Genomic DNA, 19,853 nt, shown 5'->3' with positions numbered 1-19,853 from the left:
GCCCTACTGTCCCGAAGCCGTGCCGGGCGGAATCTTGAACGGATCCGCGGCCTGTCCGGACAGGTTGGCCAATTCGCCGGTCAAGAAGTCCGGCGGGTTGAGGATCTCGTCCATGTGAGCCATGTTCGGGTCGAAATAGGCCGTCGTGAAGAACGTTTCACCGAGCCGGCGCAGGGTGAGGTCGAAGGTGGTGAACACGTTGAGATAGTCACCCCGCACCGCCTGCTTGATCCCGAAGTTGGGGAACGGAAACGTCAGCAACAGCTGTAGTGAGGTGACGAAATTCTTTCGGTTGTCGTTGAGGGTCTTCACGACCGAGTACAGGTCCTTCATGTCGGCGGCGAAGTCCACCTTGGTCTTGGCCAGCACGTGCGAGGTGACGTTGGCCAGTTTGTGCAGCGCGCCGAAGGCCTCCACGATGTGGTCGCGGTTCTTGTTGAGCACGCGAATCGCCTCGGGCAGCGTGTCCAGCGCCCGGCCCAGGTTGTCCTTGTCGCGCGCCAGTGCTCCCGAGAAGCGGTTCAATCCGTCGACCGCGTCGATGATGTCGTTGACCTGGCGGTTGAGCCCCGAGGTCAATTCCGCCAGCCGGGGGATCAGGTCGACGAACTGGTCCTGCCGGCCCGCGACGGCCCGATAGGTCTCGTCGGTGATCTCTTCCAGCGCACCGACATTGCCCTTGTTCACCACAACGCCGAGCGCCGAGAGCACCTCTTCGGTGGTGGGATAGCGGCCGGTGTTGGCCTCCGTGATCTTCGACCCGTCGGTCAGCCGGCCCACGGCCGGCTTGTTCTTCGGCCGGGCCAGGTCGATGTGCATCGAACCCAGCAGCGACGTCTGGGCGACGGTCGCGGTCGAGTTGGCGGGCAGGACGACGTTTTTGTTCAGCGCCAATTTGACTGCCGCATAGAACGATCCGTCGGCGCGCTGTTCGGCCGCGATGCCGGCAACGCTTCCGACGGTGACGTCGTCGACCATGACGGGCGAGTTTTGCGGCAGCGTCGCCACGTCGGGCAGCTCGACGGTCACCGAGTAGGCGCCGCTGCCGTGGCCGGCGGTGCCCGGCATCGCCAACGAGTTCAGGCCGTTGAATTGGCAACCGGCCAGCAGCACGCTGCCCGCGGCCAATCCGCTGGCGCGCAACCACATTCGGTTCATCCGCCACCGCCCAAGCCGGCCGCGGGCCCGTTGGGCGCGGGTTGGGCCGGAGCTGGTCCCGGCCGCGGCCCGAACGCGCTTCCGGGAGCGGGACCGGGGGCGGGAGCGGCGCCGGCCGGCGCGGGGCCGGGCCCCGGACCGGCCTGCGGGGCCGGCGGGACGAGCAGCGCCTGCAGATCCGCCGGGTTCTGCGTGGCCGGCGTCTGGGCGCCCTTGGCCGGCACCCACGTCAGCTCCGGAACCGGGGTCGCCGCCTTGGCCTGAGTCTGCGGGGTGTCGTAGATGATCTGCCCCTTGTACGCCGTGATCGTGTTGAGCGGGTGGAACATCAGCGGCGGGTAGTTCACGGTGAGCCGGCGCAGCACCGGACCCAGCCGCTCACGACAGAGCTCGGCACGCTTGAAGTAGTCCGGCGCCCTGGGCCCGGCCGCGGTCTCGAAGGATCCCCCACAGATGAACTGCACGGGGTTGGCGAATTCCGGTATCGACAGCAGACCGTTGAGCGTGCCCTGCGCGGGATCGTAGATGTTGTAGAAGTTGGCGATACCCGGGCCCGCCACGTGCAGCACCTGCTCGATGTCGTCGCTCTCGTCGCTCAGTGTCTTCGCGAGATCGTTGAGGTTGTTGACCGTGTCGACGATGGTCGAGTTGTGTTCGTGGAGAAACCCACGGATGTCCGACAGCGCCGTGTTGAGGGTCCCCAGGGTGTTGTCGAGATGGCGCGAGCTGTCGGCGAGCACCTGCGACACCGAGGCGACGCTATCGGCGAATTGGACGATCTGTTCGTTACTGGACGACAGGGCGTTGACCACGACCTGCAGGTTTTTGACCGTGCCGAAGATGTCGCCGCGCGAATCCCCAAGTCGCCCAGCGGCTTGCGAGAGCTCGCGCAAGGCGCTGTGGAACGACTGGCCCTTGCCGTCGAAGGTGTCGGCGGCCTGGTTGATCGCCGCGCCCAACGGGCCCTGCAGCGACCCGGCCGTCGGGCCGAGCTGGACCGCCAGCTTGGTCAGCGACTCTTTGACCTCGTCCCACTCCACCGGGACCGCGGTGCGGTCAGGGCCGATGCTGGCGCCGTCGGCCATCTCCGGCCCACCGGTATAGGCCGGCGTCAACTGGATGAACCTGGCCGCCACCAGGTTTGGCGACATGATGATGGCCTTGGCGTCCTTGGGGACCTTCACGTCCTTGGACACCGACATGGTGATCTTGACGTCGGAGGGCCGCGGCTCGATCGTGTCGATGGTGCCGACCGGGACACCCAGGATGCGCACCTGGTCGCCGGGATACAACCCGACCGCCGATGCGAAGTGGCCGACGATCTTGCGGTTATTCCCTTGCGACGACAGCACATACACGCCGCCCACCAGCACCGCGACCAGCGCGATGATGGTGGCGTAGCGCAGCCCCCTGCTGCGGATGATCCGCTGCATCATGGTGACTTCGGCCTGATGATCCAGCGTTCCTGAATCAACCCGCGCAGGTAGTCGGCCAGGCTGGCCGGCATCTTGCCGGGCTGATAGAAGAAGTCGAACATCGTCGCGAGCAGCGGCGCCGGGATGACGCCGTAGACGTTCACGTTGAAGCCGGGACCCGAACCGACCACCTCGCCCAACTCGGTGGCGTAGGTGGGCAGCCGCTTGAGGGCCTCGGTGATGTAGTCGCGGCGCTCGTTGAGGTTGGACAGCACATCGTTGAGCTTGTTGAGCGCGGGCCCGAATTCCCTGCGGTTGTCGGCGACGAAGCCGGAAATCTGCGCCGAGAGCTCCTGGATGCCCGAGATCAGCTGACCCAGCGCGCGGTGGCGTTCGTCGAGCGCGGCGAACAACTCGTTACCGTCGTCGACCAGCTTGTTGACCTGCTCGGCGCGCTGTGACAACACGCCGGTGACCGACTTCGCGTGCGCCAGTAGGCTTTGCAACGCCTCGTCGCGTCGGTCCAGGGTGCGAGACAGCGACGTCACGCCGTCCAGCGCACCGCGCAGCTCGGGGGTGGCGTCGTGCAGCGTGTCGGTCAACACGTTCAGCGCCTTTTCGAACTGCGGCTTGTTCAGGTTGCTGGCATTGGAACCCAAGTCCTCGAGCGCGCCGGCCAACGTGTACGGCGTCGTGGTGCGACTGAGCGGGATGGTGGTTGCCTTGCCGCCACCGGCCGGGGTCACCGAGATGGAGCGCTCACCGAGGATGGTGTCGGTGCGGATCGCGGCCAGCGACTGGTCGCCGACGGCGACGTGGCGGTCGACGCTGAAGCTGATCTTGGCGCTGTCGCCGGCCAGACCCACGGAGGTCACCTTGCCGACTTTGAAACCCGAGACGTAAACGGCATTGCCGGGATTGATTCCACCCGCGTCGCTGAAGTAGGCGTCGTAGATCTTGCCCTGCGGCCAGAACGGTAACCCGGAATACCCGAATGCGATGAGCACGACGCAGACCACGAGCACCACGCCGAAGATGCCGGTGCGCAGCGGATCGCGCTCATGTGTTGCGTTACTTGGCAAAAGCGCACCTCCCCTTGCTGGGATCCACCTGGCCACCAAGCGGCAGGAGGATGTCGCCACCGGCGGGGCCGTTGATCTTGATCGTCACGGAGCAGAAATAGATGTTGAAGAACGACCCGTAAGCGCCGAGGGCCGCCAACCGCAGATAGTCCTCGCCCAGCTGTTCGATGTCGTTGTTCACCTCGGCCTTGCGGTTGTCCAGCTCGGTGGCCAGCGGACGGGTGTTTTCCAGAACGCCTTGCAGCGGGCGGCGCGAATTCTTCAGCAGCTGGGTCAAATCCGTCGTCGTGGAGGCCAGCGGGGGGATGGCACCCGCGATGTCGTCCTTGTGTTCGGCCAGCCCGGTGATCAGTTGTTGCAACTGGTCCACGCTTGTCGAAAACTGCGCGCTGCGTTGGTCCACGGTCGTCAGCACCGTGTTGAGGTTGTTGATCACGTCGCCGATGAGCTGGTCGCGCTGGCCCAGCGCCGAGGAGAACGCGCTCGTGTCGGCCAGCACGTTCGACAACGCGCCGCCCTGGCCCTGCAGCAGCTGGATGACCGCGCTGCTGATGGTGTTGACCTTGTCGGCGTCGAGGCCTTTGAGGACCGGCCGCAGCCCGCCCAGCAGCGCGTCGAGATCCAGTGCGGGCTGGGTGTGTTGGCTGTTGATCGTCGCGCCGGCGGGGAGTTTTCGCAGCTCTCCAGGGCCGGACGTGATCTCCAGATATCGGTCACCGACGAGGTTTTCGTAGCGGATCACCGCGCGCGTCGACGAGTAGAGCGTGTAGCGCTTGTCGACCCCGAACTTCACGTCGATGGTGTTGTCGCGATTGAGCTTGATGTCCGACACCGCACCGACCGGCACCCCGGCGATGCGCACCTTTTGACCGGCCTTCAACCGCGAGACGTCGGTAAACGTTGCGTGGTAGGTGCTTTCGGGTCCGAACCGGAAGTCGCCGAACACCACCACCAGCCCGGCCGACACCAGCAGCATGGCCACGGCGAAGATGCTGACCTTGATCATCATCTCGCGGTGCGACGGCATGCCCGAACTGTCCGGCATCAGAAATCGTCCCGTTCCGCGAAGGCGCCGTGGAACAAGAACTGCAGCGTCGAGGGCGCGTCGAACTGCAGCTCGGTGAACGGCTCGTACGGGATGTTGGCGTTGTCGGTGACCAGGAACGGCGCCCGGTAGAACGAGCCGCCGGTCTGCTTGGTCGGGATGTCGGGCAGCCCACGGCAATTCGGGCCGCCGGAGGCGTTCACGATCGGCAACGACTCCGGGTACGTGTACGACGGCGCGCCCAGCACGAAGCTCGACGACGTGAACAGGCCGGCCTTGCGGACGCCGAGCAGCGGGGCGAATTCCTTGATGCCGCGCTCGATTCCGGCGAACAGGCAGCCGAATTCCGGTGAGTAGTCGGCGGCCACCTTGAGCGGGGCCCGCAGCCGGTTGATGGCGTCGATGAAGTCCTGCTCGGCCGGCGCCAACGTGTCATAGGCGTTGTTCGACAGGCCGATGGTGGCCAACAGGGTCTTGTCGAGATTCTTCTGCTGGTCCACGACGGTCTTGTTGATCGTCGGCAGGTTGTCGAAGACGGTGTTCAGATTGGGGGCGGAGTCGGCGTAGACGTTCGCCACGACCGCGGTCTTGCGGAGGTCTTCCTGCAAGGCGGGCAGCTTCGGATTCGCTTGGCGCGTCAGCGTATTCAGTCCCGAAAGGATGCCGCCCAGGTCATCGCCGTGGCCACGCAGGCCTTCGGCGAACGCGCTCAACGTCCCGTTGAGTTCGACGGGGTCGACCTTGTGCAACAGGTCGATCAGCGACTGGAACAAGGTGTTGACTTCGAGCTGCACCGACGAGGCCGCGACGTGCGCGTCCGGACGCAGCGAGGTCGGCGACGGCGTTTGCGGCGGAATGAATTCCACCGCCTTCGCACCGAAGATGGTGTTACCCGCGATGTGCACCGCCGCGTTGGACGGGATGAAATGCATGTCGTCGCTGTTGATGCCCAGCGTCAGGCGCGCCTGGTCGCCGGAATAGTCGATGGTCTCGACCTTGCCGATCTGGATGCCCCGGTATTTGACCTTGGCGCCCTTCTCCATCACCAGCCCCGCCCGGGGCGCCGACACGGTGACGGTGTCGATCGACGCGAAGGCGGCCGTGTAGGAAAGGTAAGTCAGCACAGCGAAAGCCACCATGAGGCCGGCCAGCACTGCTGCTGCCAGCCGGACGGTCGTGCGTCGCGCGCCTGTTTCTGCCATGTCCTTTTAAGCGGTCCTCTTAGCCGGAGAGGTTGAAGTTACCGGACGCCCCATACACAGCGAGCGAGATGAACAAAGTGATGACGACCACGACGATCAACGACGTCCGCACCGCCTGGCCGACTGCGATGCCGACGCCGACGGGACCACCGCTGGCGTTGTAGCCGTAATAGGTGTGCACCAACATGACCGCGATGGACATCACGATCGCCTGCAGGAACGACCACAACAGGTCCGACGGGATCAGGAACGTATTGAAGTAGTGGTCGTAGAGGCCTTTTGACTGCCCGTTGATGTACACCGTGGTGAAGCGGGCGGCGAAGAACGCGGCCAGCACGGACAGCGAGTACAGCGGGATGATCGCGATCAGGCCGGCGATCAGGCGGGTCGACACCAGGTAGGACACCGAGTGCACCGCCATGCACTCGACGGCGTCGATCTCCTCGGACACCCGCATGGCGCCCAATTGGGCGGTGGCGCCGGCGCCGATGGTGGCCGCCAGCGCGATGCCGGCGATCACCGGGGCGACCACCCGGACGTTCAGGAAGGCCGACAGGAATCCCGTCAGCGCCTCGATGCCGATGTTGCCCAGCGACGAATACCCTTGCACGGCAATGACACCGCCGGAGGCCAGGGTCAAAAACGCCGCGACACCGACCGTGCCGCCGATCATCACGAGAGCCCCCGCGCCCATGGTCATCTCGGCGATCAGCCGGACCGTCTCCTTGCGGTATCGGGTGAGCGCGTTGGGGACGTAGCGCACGGTCTGCCCGCAGAACAACGCCTGCTCGCCGAAGTCGTCGACCGGCTCCTGCAGCCGCGAGAAGAGGCGACGAAACCGCAGTGTGGCGTCGTAACTCATCGCGTGCTCACCCGTCTCATCACTTCGCCGAAATTCGCACGCCGATGGCGGTCATCACCACGTTGATCACGAACAGACAGATGAAGGCGTAGACCACGGTTTCGTTGACCGCGTTGCCGACGCCCTTGGGCCCGCCCTTGACAGTCAGGCCGCGGTAACAGCCCACCATCCCGGCCATCACACCGAACAGCAGCGCCTTGACTTCGGCGAGTACCAGCTCGCGCAGTCCGGTCAGCACGGTCAAGCCGTTGATGAACGCGCCTGGGTTGACGCCCTGCAGGAAGACGGAGAACACATAGCCACCGGAAAGCCCGATGGCGCATACCAAGCCGTTGAGCAGCAGCGCCACCACCGTGGACGCCAGCACACGGGGGACCACCAGCCGCTGGATCGGGTCGATGCCGAGCACGCGCATCGCGTCGATCTCCTCGCGGATGGTGCGCGCGCCCAGGTCGGCGCAGATCGCGGTGGCGCCGGCACCGGCGACGACGAGCACGGTCACCACCGGACCCAGCTGGGTGATGGTGCCGAACGCCGTCCCGGCGCCGGACAGGTCGGCGGCGCCGATCTCGCGCAGCAGGATGTTGAGGGTGAAGGCCACCAGCACCGTGAAGGGGATGGACACCAGCAGCGTCGGGACCAGCGACACGCGGGCGATCATCCACGTCTGATCGAGAAACTCGCCAAACTGGAACGGCCGGCGAAAAGCTGCCCGGCCGGTGTCCATCATCATTTCGAAGAATCCGCCGACGGCGCGGGCGGGAACGGCAAGTTGCTCCCTCAACTCGGTGTCCCCCCTCGGCTGGTCTCGGCGAAGTCTATGGCTGGCCTTTGCGTTGTCTACGGTCGCATGGGGCTCGGTGTGAGCCGGATCATATTAACTCAGAACAAGTTCACCATGTCAATGAACAGCATTTCTTATCCCAACCGTTAATTCGCCAGGTCAGACGCACTTGTCACGTGTCAAACTGACACACGTTCTACCTGCCGATTCCCCCCGATCGACTAGCCCCAAATGGCTATTGATCCATCAGTGCGCTCGCCGAAAAATTGTGCTCAGGATCACGTCCAGCAAAGTATTCCTGCAGCGTCGCACTCAGCTGTGCAGGGTCCCAAGCGGCGCCGTCGGCGCTGAATTTGCGCTCGACCGTCGGGGCAGCGACCAGTGTCACCTGCGGACCGTAGACGATGAACACCTGGCCGTTGACTTCCGCAGCCGCCGGCGAGGACAGGAACTTGACCAGATTGACGACGTGCTCTGGCGACAGCGGATCGACCCCGCCGGCCTCCACCTCCGGTGCATCGCCGAACACGTCGGCCGTCATCGCCGTGCGCGCGCGGGGGCAGATGGCGTTGGCGCACACGCCGTAGCGGCCGAGCGCCCGCGCGGCGGTCAGAGTGAGCGAGATGATGCCCGCCTTGGCGGCGCCGTAGTTCGCCTGCCCGACGGGGCCGACCAGGCCGGCCTCCGATGCGGTGTTGACGATCCGGCCGAAGACCTTGCCGTCCGCCTCCTTGGCCTTGGAGCGCCAGTAGGTGGCGGCGTTGCGGGTCAGCAGGAAATGGCCGCGCAGGTGCACGGCGATGACCTGGTCCCACTCCTCGTCGGACATGTTGAACAGCATCCGGTCGCGCGTGATGCCGGCGTTGTTGACCACGATGTCGAGCCCACCCAGCCCGTCGGCCTGGGCGACCAATTCGTCGGCGGTGGAGCGTTCGCTGATGTCGCCCGCCACGGCAACGGCCTTCGAACCGGAGGAGTTGATCTCGTCGATGACGTCGGAGGCGTCCAACGCGGCGGCGATGTCGTTGACGACGACGGTCGCTCCGAGGCGTGCCAGGCCGAGCGCCTCGGCCCGTCCCAGGCCCGCGGCCGCACCGGTGACCACCGCGACCTTTCCGGAGAGATCGGTCGCGTTCGTGCTGCTAGTCAATTTATGAATACCTCTAGTTTCGGGTTGCGCGCTCTAGGCTCGGATCAGTCGCCGCGGGACAGCGCGGCGCGCGGGCATTCGGCGATCGCCTGCTCGGCCAACTGCTCCTGATCGGCGGGAATCGGGTCGAGCTTCACCACGGCGTAATCCTCGTCGTCGAGGTCGAAGATATCGGGGGCAATTCCCAAGCACACTGCGTTACCTTCGCACCGGTCACGGTCCACGATCACCCGCACAGCACCCTCCTTGAACCTGGCCTTCACCGCAGGACTCGCCTCATCAGTATGTAGGTCCACCATAAGACCCCGACACCGCTGGGGAAACGGTCGCTGGATTCCCAGACTAGAACGTGTTACAACCGGGAAGACGAATGGGTAGCCGTTGGTCGAGCTGCAGCCTGTGACGCGGGTTGTATTCGGAAACGTCGTTGACTTGAAGGACGGCTGAAATGCGCATCAGTTACACCCCTGAGCAAGAAGAGCTGCGTCGCGAGCTGCGGTCGTACTTCACCAACCTGATGACCCCGGAGCGTCGCGAGGCGCTGACCTCCTCGGGGGGCGGCGAGGTCGGTACCGGCACGGCGTATCGCGACACCGTCGCGCAGATGGGCAAAGACGGGTGGCTCACCCTGAACTGGCCCAAGGAGTACGGCGGCCAGGACCGCTCGCCGATGGACTCGCTGATCTTCACCGACGAGGCCGCCATCGCCGGCGTGCCGGTGCCGTTCCTGACGATCAACAGCGTCGCGCCGACCATCATGGCGTTCGGCACCGAGGAACAGAAGAAGTTCTTCCTGCCCAAGATCGCCGCGGGCGAGCTGCACTTCTCGATCGGCTACTCCGAGCCCGGCGCCGGCACCGACCTCGCCAACCTGCGCACGACCGCGGTGCGCGACGGCGACGACTACGTCATCAACGGCCAGAAGATGTGGACCAGCCTGATCGCCTACGCCGACTGGGTGTGGTTGGCGGTGCGCACCAACCCCGACGCCAAGAAGCACCGCGGGATTTCGATGCTGACCGTGCCGACCACCGCGGAGGGTTTCTCCTGGACCCCGGTGCACACGATGGCCGGTGTGGACACCAGCGCCACCTATTACTCCGACGTCCGCGTCCCGGTGACCAACCTGATCGGCGAGGAGAACGGCGGCTGGAAGCTGGTGACCAACCAGCTCAACCACGAGCGCGTCGCCCTGGTGTCGCCGCAACCGATCTTCTTGGCCCTGCGCGAGGTTCGCGAATGGGCGCAGAACACCAAGGACGACGGGGGCGCCCGGCTCATCGACTCGGAGTGGGTGCAGCTCAACCTGGCCCGGGTGCACGCCAAGGCCGAGGTCCTCAAGCTGATCAACTGGGAGCTGGCCTCGGCGGCGAGTGAAGACCTGTCGCCCGCCGACGCGTCGGCGGCCAAGGTCTACGGCACCGAGCTGGCCACCGAGGCCTACCGGCTGCTGATGGAGGTGCTGGGTACCGCGGCGACGGTGCGCCAGAATTCGCCGGGCTCGTTGCTGCGGGGCCGGGTCGAGCGGATGCACCGGGCCTGCCTGATCCTGACCTTCGGCGGCGGCACCAACGAAGTTCAGCGCGACATCATCGGCATGGTCGCCCTCGGTCTGCCCCGCAACCGCTGAGCCGCTACGTAATAGAAGGACGGACGTTCATGGATTTCACGACAACCGAAGCGGCGAACGACCTCGGCAACCTGGTCGACACGATCGTGGACTCGGTGTGCACCCCCGAACACCAGCGCGAGCTGGACGGGCTCGATCAACGGTTCGATCGCGACCTGTGGCGAAAGCTGATCGACGCCGGCATCCTGTCCAGCGCGTCGGCGTCATCGCTGGGCGGCGACGGTTTCGGCGCGCTCGAGCAGATCGCGATCCTGGTCGCGCTGGGCCATCAGCTGGCCGCGGTGCCCTACCTGGAGTCGGTGGTGCTGGGCGCCGGGGCGCTGGCCCGGTTCGGCTCCGAAGAGCTGCAGCAGAACTGGGGCGTGCCGGCGGTCAACGGCGAGAAGACCCTGAGCATCGCGCTCGACGGCGAGATGGGCGAGGGCCCGGTGCAGGCGCTAAGCGCCGGCGCCGGTTACCGGCTGACCGGCACGCGCACCCAGGTCGGTTTCGGCCCGGTGGCCGACGCGTTCCTGGTCCCCGCCGAAACGGATGCCGGCACGGCGGTTTTCCTGGTTGCCGCCGACGATCCCGGCGTCACGGTGACGGCCCTGCAGACCACCGGCCTGGGCAGCGTCGGGCACCTCGCACTGGACGGCACCGAGGTGGACGGCGGCCGCAGGGTCGGCGGCGCCGAGGTGGCGACCTGGCTCGGCACGCTGGGCACGTTGGGCCGCAGCGCTTTCCAGCTCGGGGTGCTCGAGCGTGGCCTGCAGATGACCGCCGAATACGCGCGCGAACGTGAGCAGTTCGACCGGCCGATCGGCAGCTTCCAGGCGGTCTCGCAGCGGCTGGCCGACGGCTACATCGACGTCAAGGGGTTGCGGCTGACGCTCACCCAGGCGGCCTGGCGAGTCTCCGAGGACATTCCGGCGGAGATCGACGTCGCCAGCGCGGCGTTTTGGGCCGCCGACGCCGGTCACCGGGTGGCGCACACCATCGTGCACGTGCACGGCGGCGTCGGCGTCGACACCGATCACCCCGCGCACCGATACTTCCTGGCCGCCAAGGAGATCGAGTTCGCGCTGGGCGGTGCCACCGGGCAGCTGCGCCGCATCGGGCGCGAGCTGGCGGAGACGCCCGCCTAGGCGAAATGGAGCTCACCGACGACCTGACGGTCACCAAGCTGCTGGCGCCGCTGACCGAGATCGACGACCGGGGTATCTACTTCGAGGACTCGTTCACCAGCTGGCGCGATCACCTGCAGCAGGGTGCCGCGATCGCCGCGGCGCTGCGTGAGCGGCTCGACCCCACCCGGCCACCCCACGTCGGAGTGCTGCTGGAGAACACGCCCTTCTTCTCGGCGATGCTGGTCGCGGCGGGAATGTCGGGGATCGTGCCGGTCGGGCTCAACCCGGTGCGCCGCGGCGAGGCGCTGCAGCGCGACATCGCCCGGGCCGACTGCCAATTGGTGCTCGCCGACTCCAAATCGTCTGAGACGCTGGGTGATATCGAGCACCTGAACGCCGACTCCGTCGCGTGGGCCGACGAACTGGCCGCGCACCGCGACGCCCCGATCGTTTTTCAGGACGCCGCGCCGGCGGATCTGTTCATGTTGATCTTCACGTCGGGTACCAGCGGCGAGCCCAAGGCGGTCAAGTGCAGCCACGGCAAGGTCGCGATCGCGGGCGTGACGATGTCGCAGCGCTTCGGCCTCGGCCCCGACGACGTCTGCTACGTGTCGATGCCGCTGTTTCATTCCAACGCGGTGCTGGTCGGCTGGGCGGTGGCGGCGGCGTGTGCGGGCTCAATGGCCTTGCGGCGCAAGTTCTCCGCCTCGAACTTCATTGTCGACGTCCGCCGCTACGGCGCCACGTACGCGAACTACGTCGGCAAGCCGTTGTCGTATGTACTGGCCACGCCCGAGCGGCCCGACGATGCGGACAACCCGCTGCGCGCGGTGTACGGCAACGAGGGCGTTCCCGATGACATCGAGCGCTTCGCCCGCCGATTCGGGTGTGTCGTGCAGGACGGGTTCGGTTCCACCGAGGGCGGCGTGGCCATCGCGCGCACCCCGGACACACCGCCGGGTTCATTGGGCCCCCTCCCGCCGGGCATCGACATCGTCGATCCCGACACCGGCGCGTCATGCCCACCGGGCGTGGTCGGCGAACTGGTGAACGTCGCCGGGCCGGGCCGTTTCGAGGGTTATTACAACGACGACGCCGCCGAGGCCGAGCGGATGGCCGGCGGGGTCTACCACAGCGGCGATCTGGCCTACCGTGACGACGCCGGTTATGCGTATTTCGCTGGGCGGCTGGGTGATTGGATGCGCGTCGACGGCGAAAACCTCGGCGCCGCGCCGATTGAGCGGGTGTTGCTGCGCCACCCCGACCTGACCGAGGTCGCGGTGTACCCGGTGCCCGACGCGATCGTCGGCGACCAAGTCATGGCCGCGGTGGTGATGGCGCCGGGCACCGAGTTCGACGACGAGAAGTTCCGCGCCTTCTTGGCCGAGCAACCGGACTTGGGACCCAAGCAATGGCCGTCGTACGTACGGGTCAGCACCGAACTCCCGCGCACGGTGACCTTCAAGGTGCTCAAGCGGCAACTGGCCGCTCAGGGCGTCGACTGCGGCGATCCGGTCTGGAAGATCCACCGCTAGGGCCCCGGGACGGGCGTTATCGCGGGATGTGGGCGTCCAGGCAGTAAACTCAGCGCTCGATGAAAATCCGCGAAATGATCGCCCGCTCGGTCCTGGTCGGGTCGCTGGCTGGGGCCGCGCTCGGGCTGGGTGCCGGTGTCGCCGCGGCGGACCCGCCCCCGCCGCCTCCCCTGCCACCGCCACCCCCGCCGCTGGTGTGGTCGCCGCCGACGCCGGACCCCGAACCGTGGGAAGCTCCTCCCCCGCCGGAGGAGGGCGCGCCGCTACCGCCGCGCTGAACATGCCGCAACGACAAGGAGACGCGATGGTTGATGCGCCGGTCCCCCGTCCCGGCGCCGCGGTCATTCGCGCCGATAGCGGAACCGGCGCATGACGGCTCGGCCTCTCGAGCTCGCGCTGGAAGCCAGCTTCGAACAGCTTTCCGCCGCGGCGCCGGCGAACGTCGGCATCGCGATCGCCCGGCCGGACCGGACATTTTCGCTGGGGAGCTGGTGGTCGGGTGTGGCGTGGTCGACGATCAAAGTGCCCCTGGCGGTGGCGGCGCTGCGCAACGATTGGCTGGGTGCCCGCGATTTTGCCGTGAAGGCCATCACCGAATCCGACAATCGCGCATCCGAGCAGTTGTGGTCGCAGTTGGGCGAGCCGGCCGACGCGGCACGGCAGGTTCAGGCGGTGGTGGCCGAGGGCGGTGACACCGCGACGGTGGTCGAATCGCGCCGACTTCGCCGTGGTTTCACCGCTTTCGGCCAAACCCAGTGGAGCCTGCAGCGCCAGGCGCGGTTCGCCGCGGAGCTGCCGACCATCCCCGACGCCGCCGAGGTGATCGACCTGATGCAACGACTCAGCAGCGGTGACCGATGGGGGCTGGCCGCCAAAGGGATTGCCGCGAAAGGGGGTTGGGGGCCCGGAGTGCACGGCGAGTACCTGGTACGGCAATTCGGGATCGTCCCCACGCCGTCCGGGCAGTGGGGTGTGGCACTGGCGGCGGACGCGCGCGACGGCGCGTTCGAGACCGGCGTCGACGTGGTCAATACGATGACGGACTGGTTGCTGAGCCGGCTGCCGACCCTAGCCCGTTATTGACGGCACCACGGCGTCGATCAGGTGCGGTCCGGCTTCTAAGAACGCGGCGCGCAGCGCGTCGGCGAACTCCTCAGCGGTGGTGACGCGCCGGGCCGGCACCCCCATGCCCTCGCTGATTTTGACGAAATCCATTGTGGGATCGGCTAAGTCGAGCAAGGACAGTGCTTCGGGCCCGGGCGCCGAGCCGGCGCCGACCCGTTGCAGCTCGATGCGCAGGATGTCGTAGGCCCGGTTGTTGTACAGCACGGTGGTGACGTTGAGGTTCTCCCGCGCCTGGGTCCACAACCCCGCAATGGTGTACATGGCGGAGCCGTCGGATTCCAGGCACAGCACCGGGCGATCCGGGGCGGCGATCGCCGCACCGACCGCCGCGGGAATGCCGTAGCCGATCGCCCCGCCGGTCAGGGTCAGCCAGTCGTGCGCCGGCGCCCCGGCGGTGGCCTGGGCGAGCAGCAGGCCGGAGGTGTTCGACTCGTCGACCACGATCGCCCGTTCCGGCAGCAGCGCCCCGATCACGTCGGCCGCCGACGCGGACGTCAGTGCGCCGGTCGGCAGCGTGGGACGCGACGCGGCCGCCACCGGCGCCACCGTTCCCGGCGCCACCTGATCCGCCAAGGCGGTCAACGCATCCGCCGCGCCGCTGTCTTCGGCGAGCACGTGCACCTCGCAACCGGCGGGCACCAGGTCGCTGGGCGTGCCGGGGTAGGCGAAGAACGACACCGGCGACTTGGCGCCGGCCAGCACCAGATGTTTGGCGCCGTCCAGCTGGGCCGTGGCGGCCTCGGCGAAGTACGCCAGCCGGTCGATGGCGGGGATCCCGGCGCCGCGCTCCAGCCGGCTGGGGAAGGTCTCGCACAGCACCCGCGCGCCGGTGGCCGCGGCGATCCGGGTGGCCGCGGCCAGGCCGGCGTGGCGGGTGGCGTCGCCGCCGACCATGATCACCGTCGGTTCCCCGGAGCCGAGCACCTCGGCCACCTCCGGGGCCAGCAACGGGTCGGCGCCCGCCGGCTGTGCGTCCAGGTTTGAGAACAGCTGGGCGCCGTCGGACCAGGACACGTCGGCGGGCAGGATCAGCGTCGAGATCTGCGAACCCCACCGGCTGGCCGCGATGCCCTCGACGGCGTCGGCCGAGACCTGGGAGGCGTCGCCCGTTCGGCGCACCCAACCCGAGACGGTGCCGGCGAGGGCGTCGATGTCGGATTCCAGTGGGGCGTCGTACTTTTTGTGATAGGTGGCGTGGTCACCGACGACCACCACCATCGGGACCCGGGCGCGGCGCGCGTTGTGCAGATTGGCCAGGCCGTTGCCCAATCCGGGGCCCAGGTGCAGCAGCACGGCCGCGGGGCGATCGGCGATGCGGGCATAACCGTCGGCCGCGCCGGTGGCGACCCCCTCGAACAAGGCCAGCACGCCGCGCATCCGCGGGACACTGTCCAGGGCCGCGACGAAGTGCATCTCCGACGTGCCGGGGTTGGCGAAACACACGTCGACGCCGCCGTCGACCAGGGTGTTGATCAGGGCCTGGGCGCCATTCACGTGATTGCCTCCAGTCGAAACAGTCGTTCGGCGTTGCCGCGCAAGAAGTCTCGGCGGGCCTCGTCGGACAGCTCGAGGTCGTCCAGCCCCGCCAACGCGTGCTCGTGGCCGATCATCGGGTAATTGGTGCCGAACAACACCTTCCGTTGTCCGGTACGGGTTTTCATGAACCTGATGAGTTCTTCGGGCAGGCGCGCGATCGTGTACGCCGAGGTGTCGATGTAGACGTTTTCGTGCTTGCGGGCCACCGCGACCATCTCCTCGGTCCACGGGTAGCCGACGTGGCCGCAGACGATCACCAGTTCCGGGAAGTCGAGGGCGACCTGGTCGATGTAGGGAATCGGCCGCCCGGTCTCCGAGGGGCGCAGCGGGCCGGTGTGGCCGACCTGGGTGCAAAACGGCACGCCGGATTCGACGCACTGGGCGAACAGCGGATAGTAGCGGCGATCGGTGGGCGGGGCGTTCCACAGCCACGGCACCACCCGCAGGCCGACGAATCCTTCTGCGACGCGCCGTCTCAACTCCCGGACCGCTTCCATCGGGCGGTCGAGGTCGACGGTGGCGAGCCCGGCGAACCGGTCCGGGTGCGCGGCAATCCATTGCGCCACCTCGTCGTTGGAGACGAGGTCTTGGCCGTTCGGGCCGCGCCAGGCGCTGAGTATGCCCAGTTGCACGCCGGCGGCATCCATCGACGCCAGCGTCGCCTCGATCGGGATCTCGGTGTCGGGGGTCGACCCGCCCGTCCAGCGGCGCAGGGACGCCAGCATGTCGCTGCGCAGGAACCGCTGCGTCGGGTGTTGCATCCAGACGTCGATCGTCATCGGGATCGACAGTAGCCCGGCCGCCGCGGGCGGTGCTCAGGCGGCCAGCGCGGCGCGGGCGGCGGCGTGGGTCTGCCGCGCGTACCCGCCGCCGAACAGCACGACATGGGCGAGCAGCGGGAAGAGCTGGTGCAGTCCGACGCGGTCGCGCCAGCCGGGTCGCAGCGGCCGCACCCGCCGGTAACCGTCGATGACGGCGTCGAGATGCGGGCAGCCGAACAGCGCGAGCATCGCCAGGTCGGTCTCGCGTTGACCGCCGTGCGCGGCCGGGTCGATCAGCACCACCCCGGCGGGCGTCCACATCACGTTGCCGCTCCACAGGTCGCCGTGCAGGCGGGCCGGCGGGTCGTCGTCGTCGAAATCACCCGCACGGCAACGCGCCGCGACGGCGTCGACGACCTCGCGGGTCGACGAGTCGAGCCGCGCGGCGGCGAGTTCGGCCATCGGGGCCAGCCGCTCCTGCGCGTAGAACTCGCCCCAGCGTCGGTGCGGTCGCAGCGACATCGGCAGGGGCTGCGACAGGGGTCCGAAGAAGCCGGGCCCGTCCCACCCGTCGGGGCCGGCGCCAAAGCCGGCGGCGCCGGCGTCGTGCGTGGCGGCGAGTCGGGCACCGAACTCACGCGCCGCCTCGGGGGTCGGGTTCACCGAGTCGAGGCGGCGCAGCGTCAGGCTCGTCATCGTGACGGAGACGACTTGCGCGCAGGGCACGCCGCCGTCGGCGCCGGAAAGCCATTGCAGGCCAGCGGCTTCCGCGGCGAAGAACCGGGCGGGCGCGTCCGGGTTGTGCTTGACGAAGTCGGTCACGCCTCGCGCGGTCCTAGCGCTTGGAGCGCGTCATGCAGTTACGTGAGCGGCGTGCACGTCGTCGGCCGGGCGCGCCTCGGTCTGCTCCTTGGCCCAGCGATAGTCGGGCTTGCCGGCGGGCGAGCGCTTGACCTCGTCGACCAGCCACAGGCTGCGCGGCACTTTGTATCCCGCGATCTCGGAACGCACGAAGGCGTCCAGCTCCGACAGCGGGGGCCGCGTTCCCGGCCGCGGCTGGACGACGGCCGCGACGTGCTGGCCGTAGCGGGCGTCGGGCACACCGACCACCAGGGCGTCGAAGACGTCGGGGTGCCCCTTGAGCGCGGCCTCGACCTCCTCGGGGTAGATCTTCTCGCCGCCGCTGTTGATCGACACCGAGCCGCGGCCCAGCATCGTGACGGTGCCGTCCTCCTCGACCGTCGCGTAGTCGCCGGGGATGGCGTAGCGCACGCCGTTGATGGTCTTGAACGTCTCGGCGGTCTTCTTCTCGTCCTTGTAGTAGCCGACGGGAATGTTGCCCTTCTTCGCGATGAAGCCGCGCACGCCGGAGCCGGGCTTGACCTCGTTGCCGTCCTCGTCGAGGACGACGGTGCGGTGGTCGATCGTCACGCGTGGGCCGCCGCTGTGCGGCGCGTCCTTGGCGACGACGCTGGTGCCGCCGAATCCGGTTTCCGACGATCCGATCGAGTCGGTGATGACCCGGTTGGGCAGCAGCTCGAGGAACTTCTCCTTGATGCTCGGCGAGAACAGCGCCGCGGTGGAGGCGAGCAAAAACAGGGACGACAGGTCGTACTCGTTACCCTTCTCCTGGTGCGCCAGCAGCGCGTCCAGCAGCGGCCGCGCCATCGCGTCGCCGGTGAAGAACAGCAGGTTCACCTTGTGCTCGTGAATCGTGCGCCAGACCTCGTCGGCGTTGAATTCCGGTGCCAGCACCGTGGTTTGACCCGAGAAGATCGACATCCAGGTCGCCGACTGGGTGGCGCCGTGGATCATCGGCGGAATCGGGTGGCGGACCATCGGCGGATTGGCCGCGGCGGCCTTGGCCAGGTCGTACTCGTCCTTGACGAATTCGCCTGTGGCGAAGTCGGTTCCGCCGAACAGCACCCGGTAGATGTCCTCGTGGCGCCACATCACGCCCTTCGGGAATCCGGTGGTGCCGCCCGTGTAGAGCAGGTAGATGTCGTCGGCGCTGCGCGGGCCGAAGTCGCGCTCGGGTGAGCTCTGGGCGATCGCGGAGTAGAACTCGACGCCGCCGTAGCGCTGGTAGTCGTTGTCGCTGCCGTCCTCGACGACCAGGATCGTCTTGACGTTGGGAGTCTCGGGCAGCACGTTGGCCACCCGGTCGGAGTACTGGCGCTCGTGGACCAGCGCGACCATGTCGGAGTTGTCGAACAGGTAGCGCAGCTCGCCCTCGACGTAGCGGTAGTTGACGTTCACCAGGATGGCGCCCGCCTTGACGATGCCGAGCATCGCGATGACGATCTCGATGCGGTTTCGGCAGTAAAGGCCCACCTTGTCGTCCTTTTTCACCCCCTGCTCGAGCAGGTAGTGAGCAAGGCGGTTGGCCTTCTCCTCCAGTTGGGCGTAGGTCAACTTCTCGTCGCCGCAGATCAGGGCGACACGCTCGGGCACAGCGTCGATGGCGTGCTCTGCTAGATCGGCAATATTCAAGGCCACGGCCACCAAATTAGAACGTGTTACATTTCGAGGCAAGCTCGTGTCCATTGTCGAGGGAAAGGCGGTAACCGTGACCGAGGCGCCAGCAAACGAGGAAACCGGTCCTGACGCGCTCGTGGAACAGCGTGGTCACACCCTCATCGTGACCATGAACCGGCCGCACCGCCGCAACGCCCTGAGCACGGAAATGATGGAAATCATGGTCCAGGCCTGGGACCGCGTCGACAACGATCCCGACATCCGCTGCTGCATCCTGACCGGTGCCGGTGGCTACTTCTGCGCGGGCATGGACCTCAAGGCCGCGACCCAGAAGCCGCCGGGTGAGTCATTCAAGGACGGCAGCTACGACCCGTCGCGGATCGACGCGCTCCTCAAGGGCCGCCGGCTCAAAAAGCCGCTGATCGCCGCCGTCGAGGGCCCGGCCATCGCCGGGGGTACGGAGATCCTGCAGGGCACCGACATCCGGGTGGCCGGCGAGAGCGCCAAATTCGGCATCTCCGAGGCCAAGTGGAGCCTGTACCCGATGGGCGGGTCCGCGGTGCGACTGGTGCGCCAGATTCCTTACACCGTGGCGTGCGACCTGCTGCTGACCGGACGGCACATCACCGCCGCCGAGGCCAAGGACATGGGCCTGATCGGCCACGTCGTTCCCGACGGGCAGGCGCTGACCAAGGCCCTCGAAATCGCCGAGGTCATCGAGAACAACGGACCGCTGGCCGTCCAGGCGATCCTCAAGACGATCCGCGAGACCGAGGGGATGCACGAGGAAGAGGCCTTCAAGCCCGATACCGCAAACGGGATACCGGTGTTCCTGTCCGAGGACTCCAAGGAGGGCCCCCGGGCGTTCGCCGAGAAGCGCAAGCCCAACTTCCAAAACCGCTAGGTCCCCTCTCCGCCGAACGTGACGTCACGGCGACTTTTCGGCCGATTTTTCGCCCTGACGTCACGCTCGGCGTCGCT

At 67.3% G+C, this 19,853-nt stretch carries 19 protein-coding genes; 6 read left to right on the top strand and 13 right to left on the bottom strand.

Annotation, left to right across the window (positions count from 1 at the left end):
* Window positions 1–3: 3 nt before the first annotated feature.
* From OCU_RS27820 to OCU_RS27780, 9 genes are all read right to left on the bottom strand, one after another.
* Window positions 4–1,158 (bottom strand): virulence factor Mce family protein, encoded by a 1,155-nt coding sequence (locus tag OCU_RS27820; protein ID WP_009955884.1) that lies wholly within the window; start codon window positions 1,156–1,158, stop codon window positions 4–6.
* Complete coding sequence (locus tag OCU_RS27815; protein WP_014379054.1) at window positions 1,155–2,594, bottom strand: virulence factor Mce family protein; 1,440 nt, start codon at window positions 2,592–2,594, stop codon at window positions 1,155–1,157. Before OCU_RS27815 ends, OCU_RS27820 begins: the two co-directional genes overlap by 4 nt.
* On the bottom strand, window positions 2,591–3,655 hold the full coding sequence (locus tag OCU_RS27810; RefSeq protein WP_014381763.1) for a virulence factor Mce family protein: 1,065 nt from the start codon (window positions 3,653–3,655) through the stop codon (window positions 2,591–2,593). The genes OCU_RS27815 and OCU_RS27810 overlap by 4 nt, the downstream gene beginning before the upstream one ends.
* Entirely contained in the window at window positions 3,645–4,700 is a 1,056-nt protein-coding gene (locus tag OCU_RS27805; RefSeq protein ID WP_008263746.1) for a virulence factor Mce family protein, read from the bottom strand. The genes OCU_RS27810 and OCU_RS27805 overlap by 11 nt, the downstream gene beginning before the upstream one ends.
* Window positions 4,700–5,902, bottom strand: coding sequence for a virulence factor Mce family protein (locus OCU_RS27800; protein WP_008263744.1), 1,203 nt, complete (start codon window positions 5,900–5,902; stop codon window positions 4,700–4,702). The genes OCU_RS27805 and OCU_RS27800 overlap by 1 nt, the downstream gene beginning before the upstream one ends.
* 19 nt (window positions 5,903–5,921) lie before the next feature.
* Entirely contained in the window at window positions 5,922–6,764 is an 843-nt protein-coding gene (locus tag OCU_RS27795) for an MlaE family ABC transporter permease (RefSeq protein WP_014379051.1), read from the bottom strand.
* A gap of 19 nt (window positions 6,765–6,783) precedes the next feature.
* Window positions 6,784–7,548 carry an MlaE family ABC transporter permease gene (locus tag OCU_RS27790; RefSeq protein WP_014379050.1) on the bottom strand — a complete coding sequence of 255 codons (765 nt, stop codon included), beginning with the start codon at window positions 7,546–7,548 and terminating at the stop codon, window positions 6,784–6,786.
* A 235-nt stretch (window positions 7,549–7,783) separates the two neighbouring features.
* The gene (locus OCU_RS27785; RefSeq protein WP_009957037.1) at window positions 7,784–8,698 is read right to left on the bottom strand and encodes a 3-oxoacyl-ACP reductase; all 915 of its coding nucleotides are present in this window, start codon (window positions 8,696–8,698) and stop codon (window positions 7,784–7,786) included.
* A gap of 44 nt (window positions 8,699–8,742) precedes the next feature.
* Window positions 8,743–8,934, bottom strand: coding sequence for a ferredoxin (locus tag OCU_RS27780; RefSeq protein ID WP_003877155.1), 192 nt, complete (start codon window positions 8,932–8,934; stop codon window positions 8,743–8,745).
* 212 nt (window positions 8,935–9,146) lie between these two features.
* Between OCU_RS27780 and OCU_RS27775 the strand changes: the two genes are divergently transcribed.
* From OCU_RS27775 to OCU_RS27760, 5 genes are all read left to right on the top strand, one after another.
* Window positions 9,147–10,328 carry an acyl-CoA dehydrogenase gene (locus tag OCU_RS27775; RefSeq protein ID WP_008263734.1) on the top strand — a complete coding sequence of 394 codons (1,182 nt, stop codon included), beginning with the start codon at window positions 9,147–9,149 and terminating at the stop codon, window positions 10,326–10,328.
* A gap of 29 nt (window positions 10,329–10,357) precedes the next feature.
* Window positions 10,358–11,455, top strand: coding sequence for an acyl-CoA dehydrogenase family protein (locus OCU_RS27770; RefSeq protein ID WP_008263732.1), 1,098 nt, complete (start codon window positions 10,358–10,360; stop codon window positions 11,453–11,455).
* Window positions 11,456–11,460: 5 nt separating this feature from the next.
* On the top strand, window positions 11,461–12,972 hold the full coding sequence (fadD17, locus tag OCU_RS27765) for a long-chain-fatty-acid--CoA ligase FadD17 (RefSeq protein WP_009957036.1): 1,512 nt from the start codon (window positions 11,461–11,463) through the stop codon (window positions 12,970–12,972).
* Window positions 12,973–13,031: 59 nt separating this feature from the next.
* Window positions 13,032–13,250, top strand: a complete 219-nt coding sequence (locus OCU_RS50085) for a hypothetical protein (protein ID WP_014379048.1) — start codon at window positions 13,032–13,034, stop codon at window positions 13,248–13,250.
* A 91-nt stretch (window positions 13,251–13,341) separates the two neighbouring features.
* Entirely contained in the window at window positions 13,342–14,055 is a 714-nt protein-coding gene (locus OCU_RS27760; RefSeq protein ID WP_014379047.1) for a serine hydrolase, read from the top strand.
* Here the strand turns inward: OCU_RS27760 and OCU_RS27755 are convergent.
* The 4 genes from OCU_RS27755 to OCU_RS27740 are packed head-to-tail and all read right to left on the bottom strand — an operon-like array spanning window position 14,041 to window position 18,899.
* Window positions 14,041–15,591, bottom strand: coding sequence for an acetolactate synthase large subunit (locus tag OCU_RS27755; protein ID WP_014379046.1), 1,551 nt, complete (start codon window positions 15,589–15,591; stop codon window positions 14,041–14,043). The two genes, OCU_RS27760 and OCU_RS27755, sit on opposite strands and share 15 nt — an antisense overlap.
* On the bottom strand, window positions 15,588–16,412 hold the full coding sequence (locus OCU_RS27750) for an amidohydrolase family protein (RefSeq protein WP_014379045.1): 825 nt from the start codon (window positions 16,410–16,412) through the stop codon (window positions 15,588–15,590). Before OCU_RS27750 ends, OCU_RS27755 begins: the two co-directional genes overlap by 4 nt.
* A gap of 36 nt (window positions 16,413–16,448) precedes the next feature.
* A complete protein-coding gene (locus OCU_RS27745; protein WP_014379044.1) occupies window positions 16,449–17,216 on the bottom strand; it encodes a fructosamine kinase family protein in 768 nt (255 codons plus the stop codon).
* Window positions 17,217–17,246: 30 nt separating this feature from the next.
* Complete coding sequence (locus OCU_RS27740) at window positions 17,247–18,899, bottom strand: acyl-CoA synthetase (protein ID WP_008263720.1); 1,653 nt, start codon at window positions 18,897–18,899, stop codon at window positions 17,247–17,249.
* 142 nt (window positions 18,900–19,041) lie between these two features.
* On the opposite strand from OCU_RS27740, the gene OCU_RS27735 reads away from it, so the two are divergent.
* Window positions 19,042–19,776 carry a crotonase/enoyl-CoA hydratase family protein gene (locus tag OCU_RS27735; protein WP_230493367.1) on the top strand — a complete coding sequence of 245 codons (735 nt, stop codon included), beginning with the start codon at window positions 19,042–19,044 and terminating at the stop codon, window positions 19,774–19,776.
* The last annotated feature ends 77 nt before the right edge of the window (window positions 19,777–19,853 follow it).

Origin of the sequence: Mycobacterium intracellulare ATCC 13950 (assembly GCF_000277125.1) — a bacterium.
Classification (GTDB): domain Bacteria; phylum Actinomycetota; class Actinomycetes; order Mycobacteriales; family Mycobacteriaceae; genus Mycobacterium; species Mycobacterium intracellulare.
Note: the sequence above shows the minus strand (reverse complement) of the source record. Positions and strands in the feature narration are given on the sequence as shown.

Bases quoted from the DNA above. Each gene is read 5' to 3' on its own strand.
- OCU_RS27805 (WP_008263746.1), bottom strand. From the start codon at position 4,700: ATGCCGGACAGTTCGGGCATGCCGTCGCACCGCGAGATGATGATCAAG.
- OCU_RS27735 (WP_230493367.1), top strand. From the start codon at position 19,042: ATGAACCGGCCGCACCGCCGCAACGCCCTGAGCACGGAAATGATGGAA.
- OCU_RS27760 (WP_014379047.1), top strand. From the start codon at position 13,342: ATGACGGCTCGGCCTCTCGAGCTCGCGCTGGAAGCCAGCTTCGAACAG.
- OCU_RS27815 (WP_014379054.1), bottom strand. From the start codon at position 2,594: ATGATGCAGCGGATCATCCGCAGCAGGGGGCTGCGCTACGCCACCATC.
- OCU_RS27820 (WP_009955884.1), bottom strand. From the start codon at position 1,158: ATGAACCGAATGTGGTTGCGCGCCAGCGGATTGGCCGCGGGCAGCGTG.
- OCU_RS50085 (WP_014379048.1), top strand. From the start codon at position 13,032: ATGAAAATCCGCGAAATGATCGCCCGCTCGGTCCTGGTCGGGTCGCTG.
- fadD17 (WP_009957036.1), top strand. From the start codon at position 11,461: ATGGAGCTCACCGACGACCTGACGGTCACCAAGCTGCTGGCGCCGCTG.
- OCU_RS27795 (WP_014379051.1), bottom strand. From the start codon at position 6,764: ATGAGTTACGACGCCACACTGCGGTTTCGTCGCCTCTTCTCGCGGCTG.
- OCU_RS27770 (WP_008263732.1), top strand. From the start codon at position 10,358: ATGGATTTCACGACAACCGAAGCGGCGAACGACCTCGGCAACCTGGTC.
- OCU_RS27750 (WP_014379045.1), bottom strand. From the start codon at position 16,412: ATGACGATCGACGTCTGGATGCAACACCCGACGCAGCGGTTCCTGCGC.
- OCU_RS27775 (WP_008263734.1), top strand. From the start codon at position 9,147: ATGCGCATCAGTTACACCCCTGAGCAAGAAGAGCTGCGTCGCGAGCTG.
- OCU_RS27800 (WP_008263744.1), bottom strand. From the start codon at position 5,902: ATGGCAGAAACAGGCGCGCGACGCACGACCGTCCGGCTGGCAGCAGCA.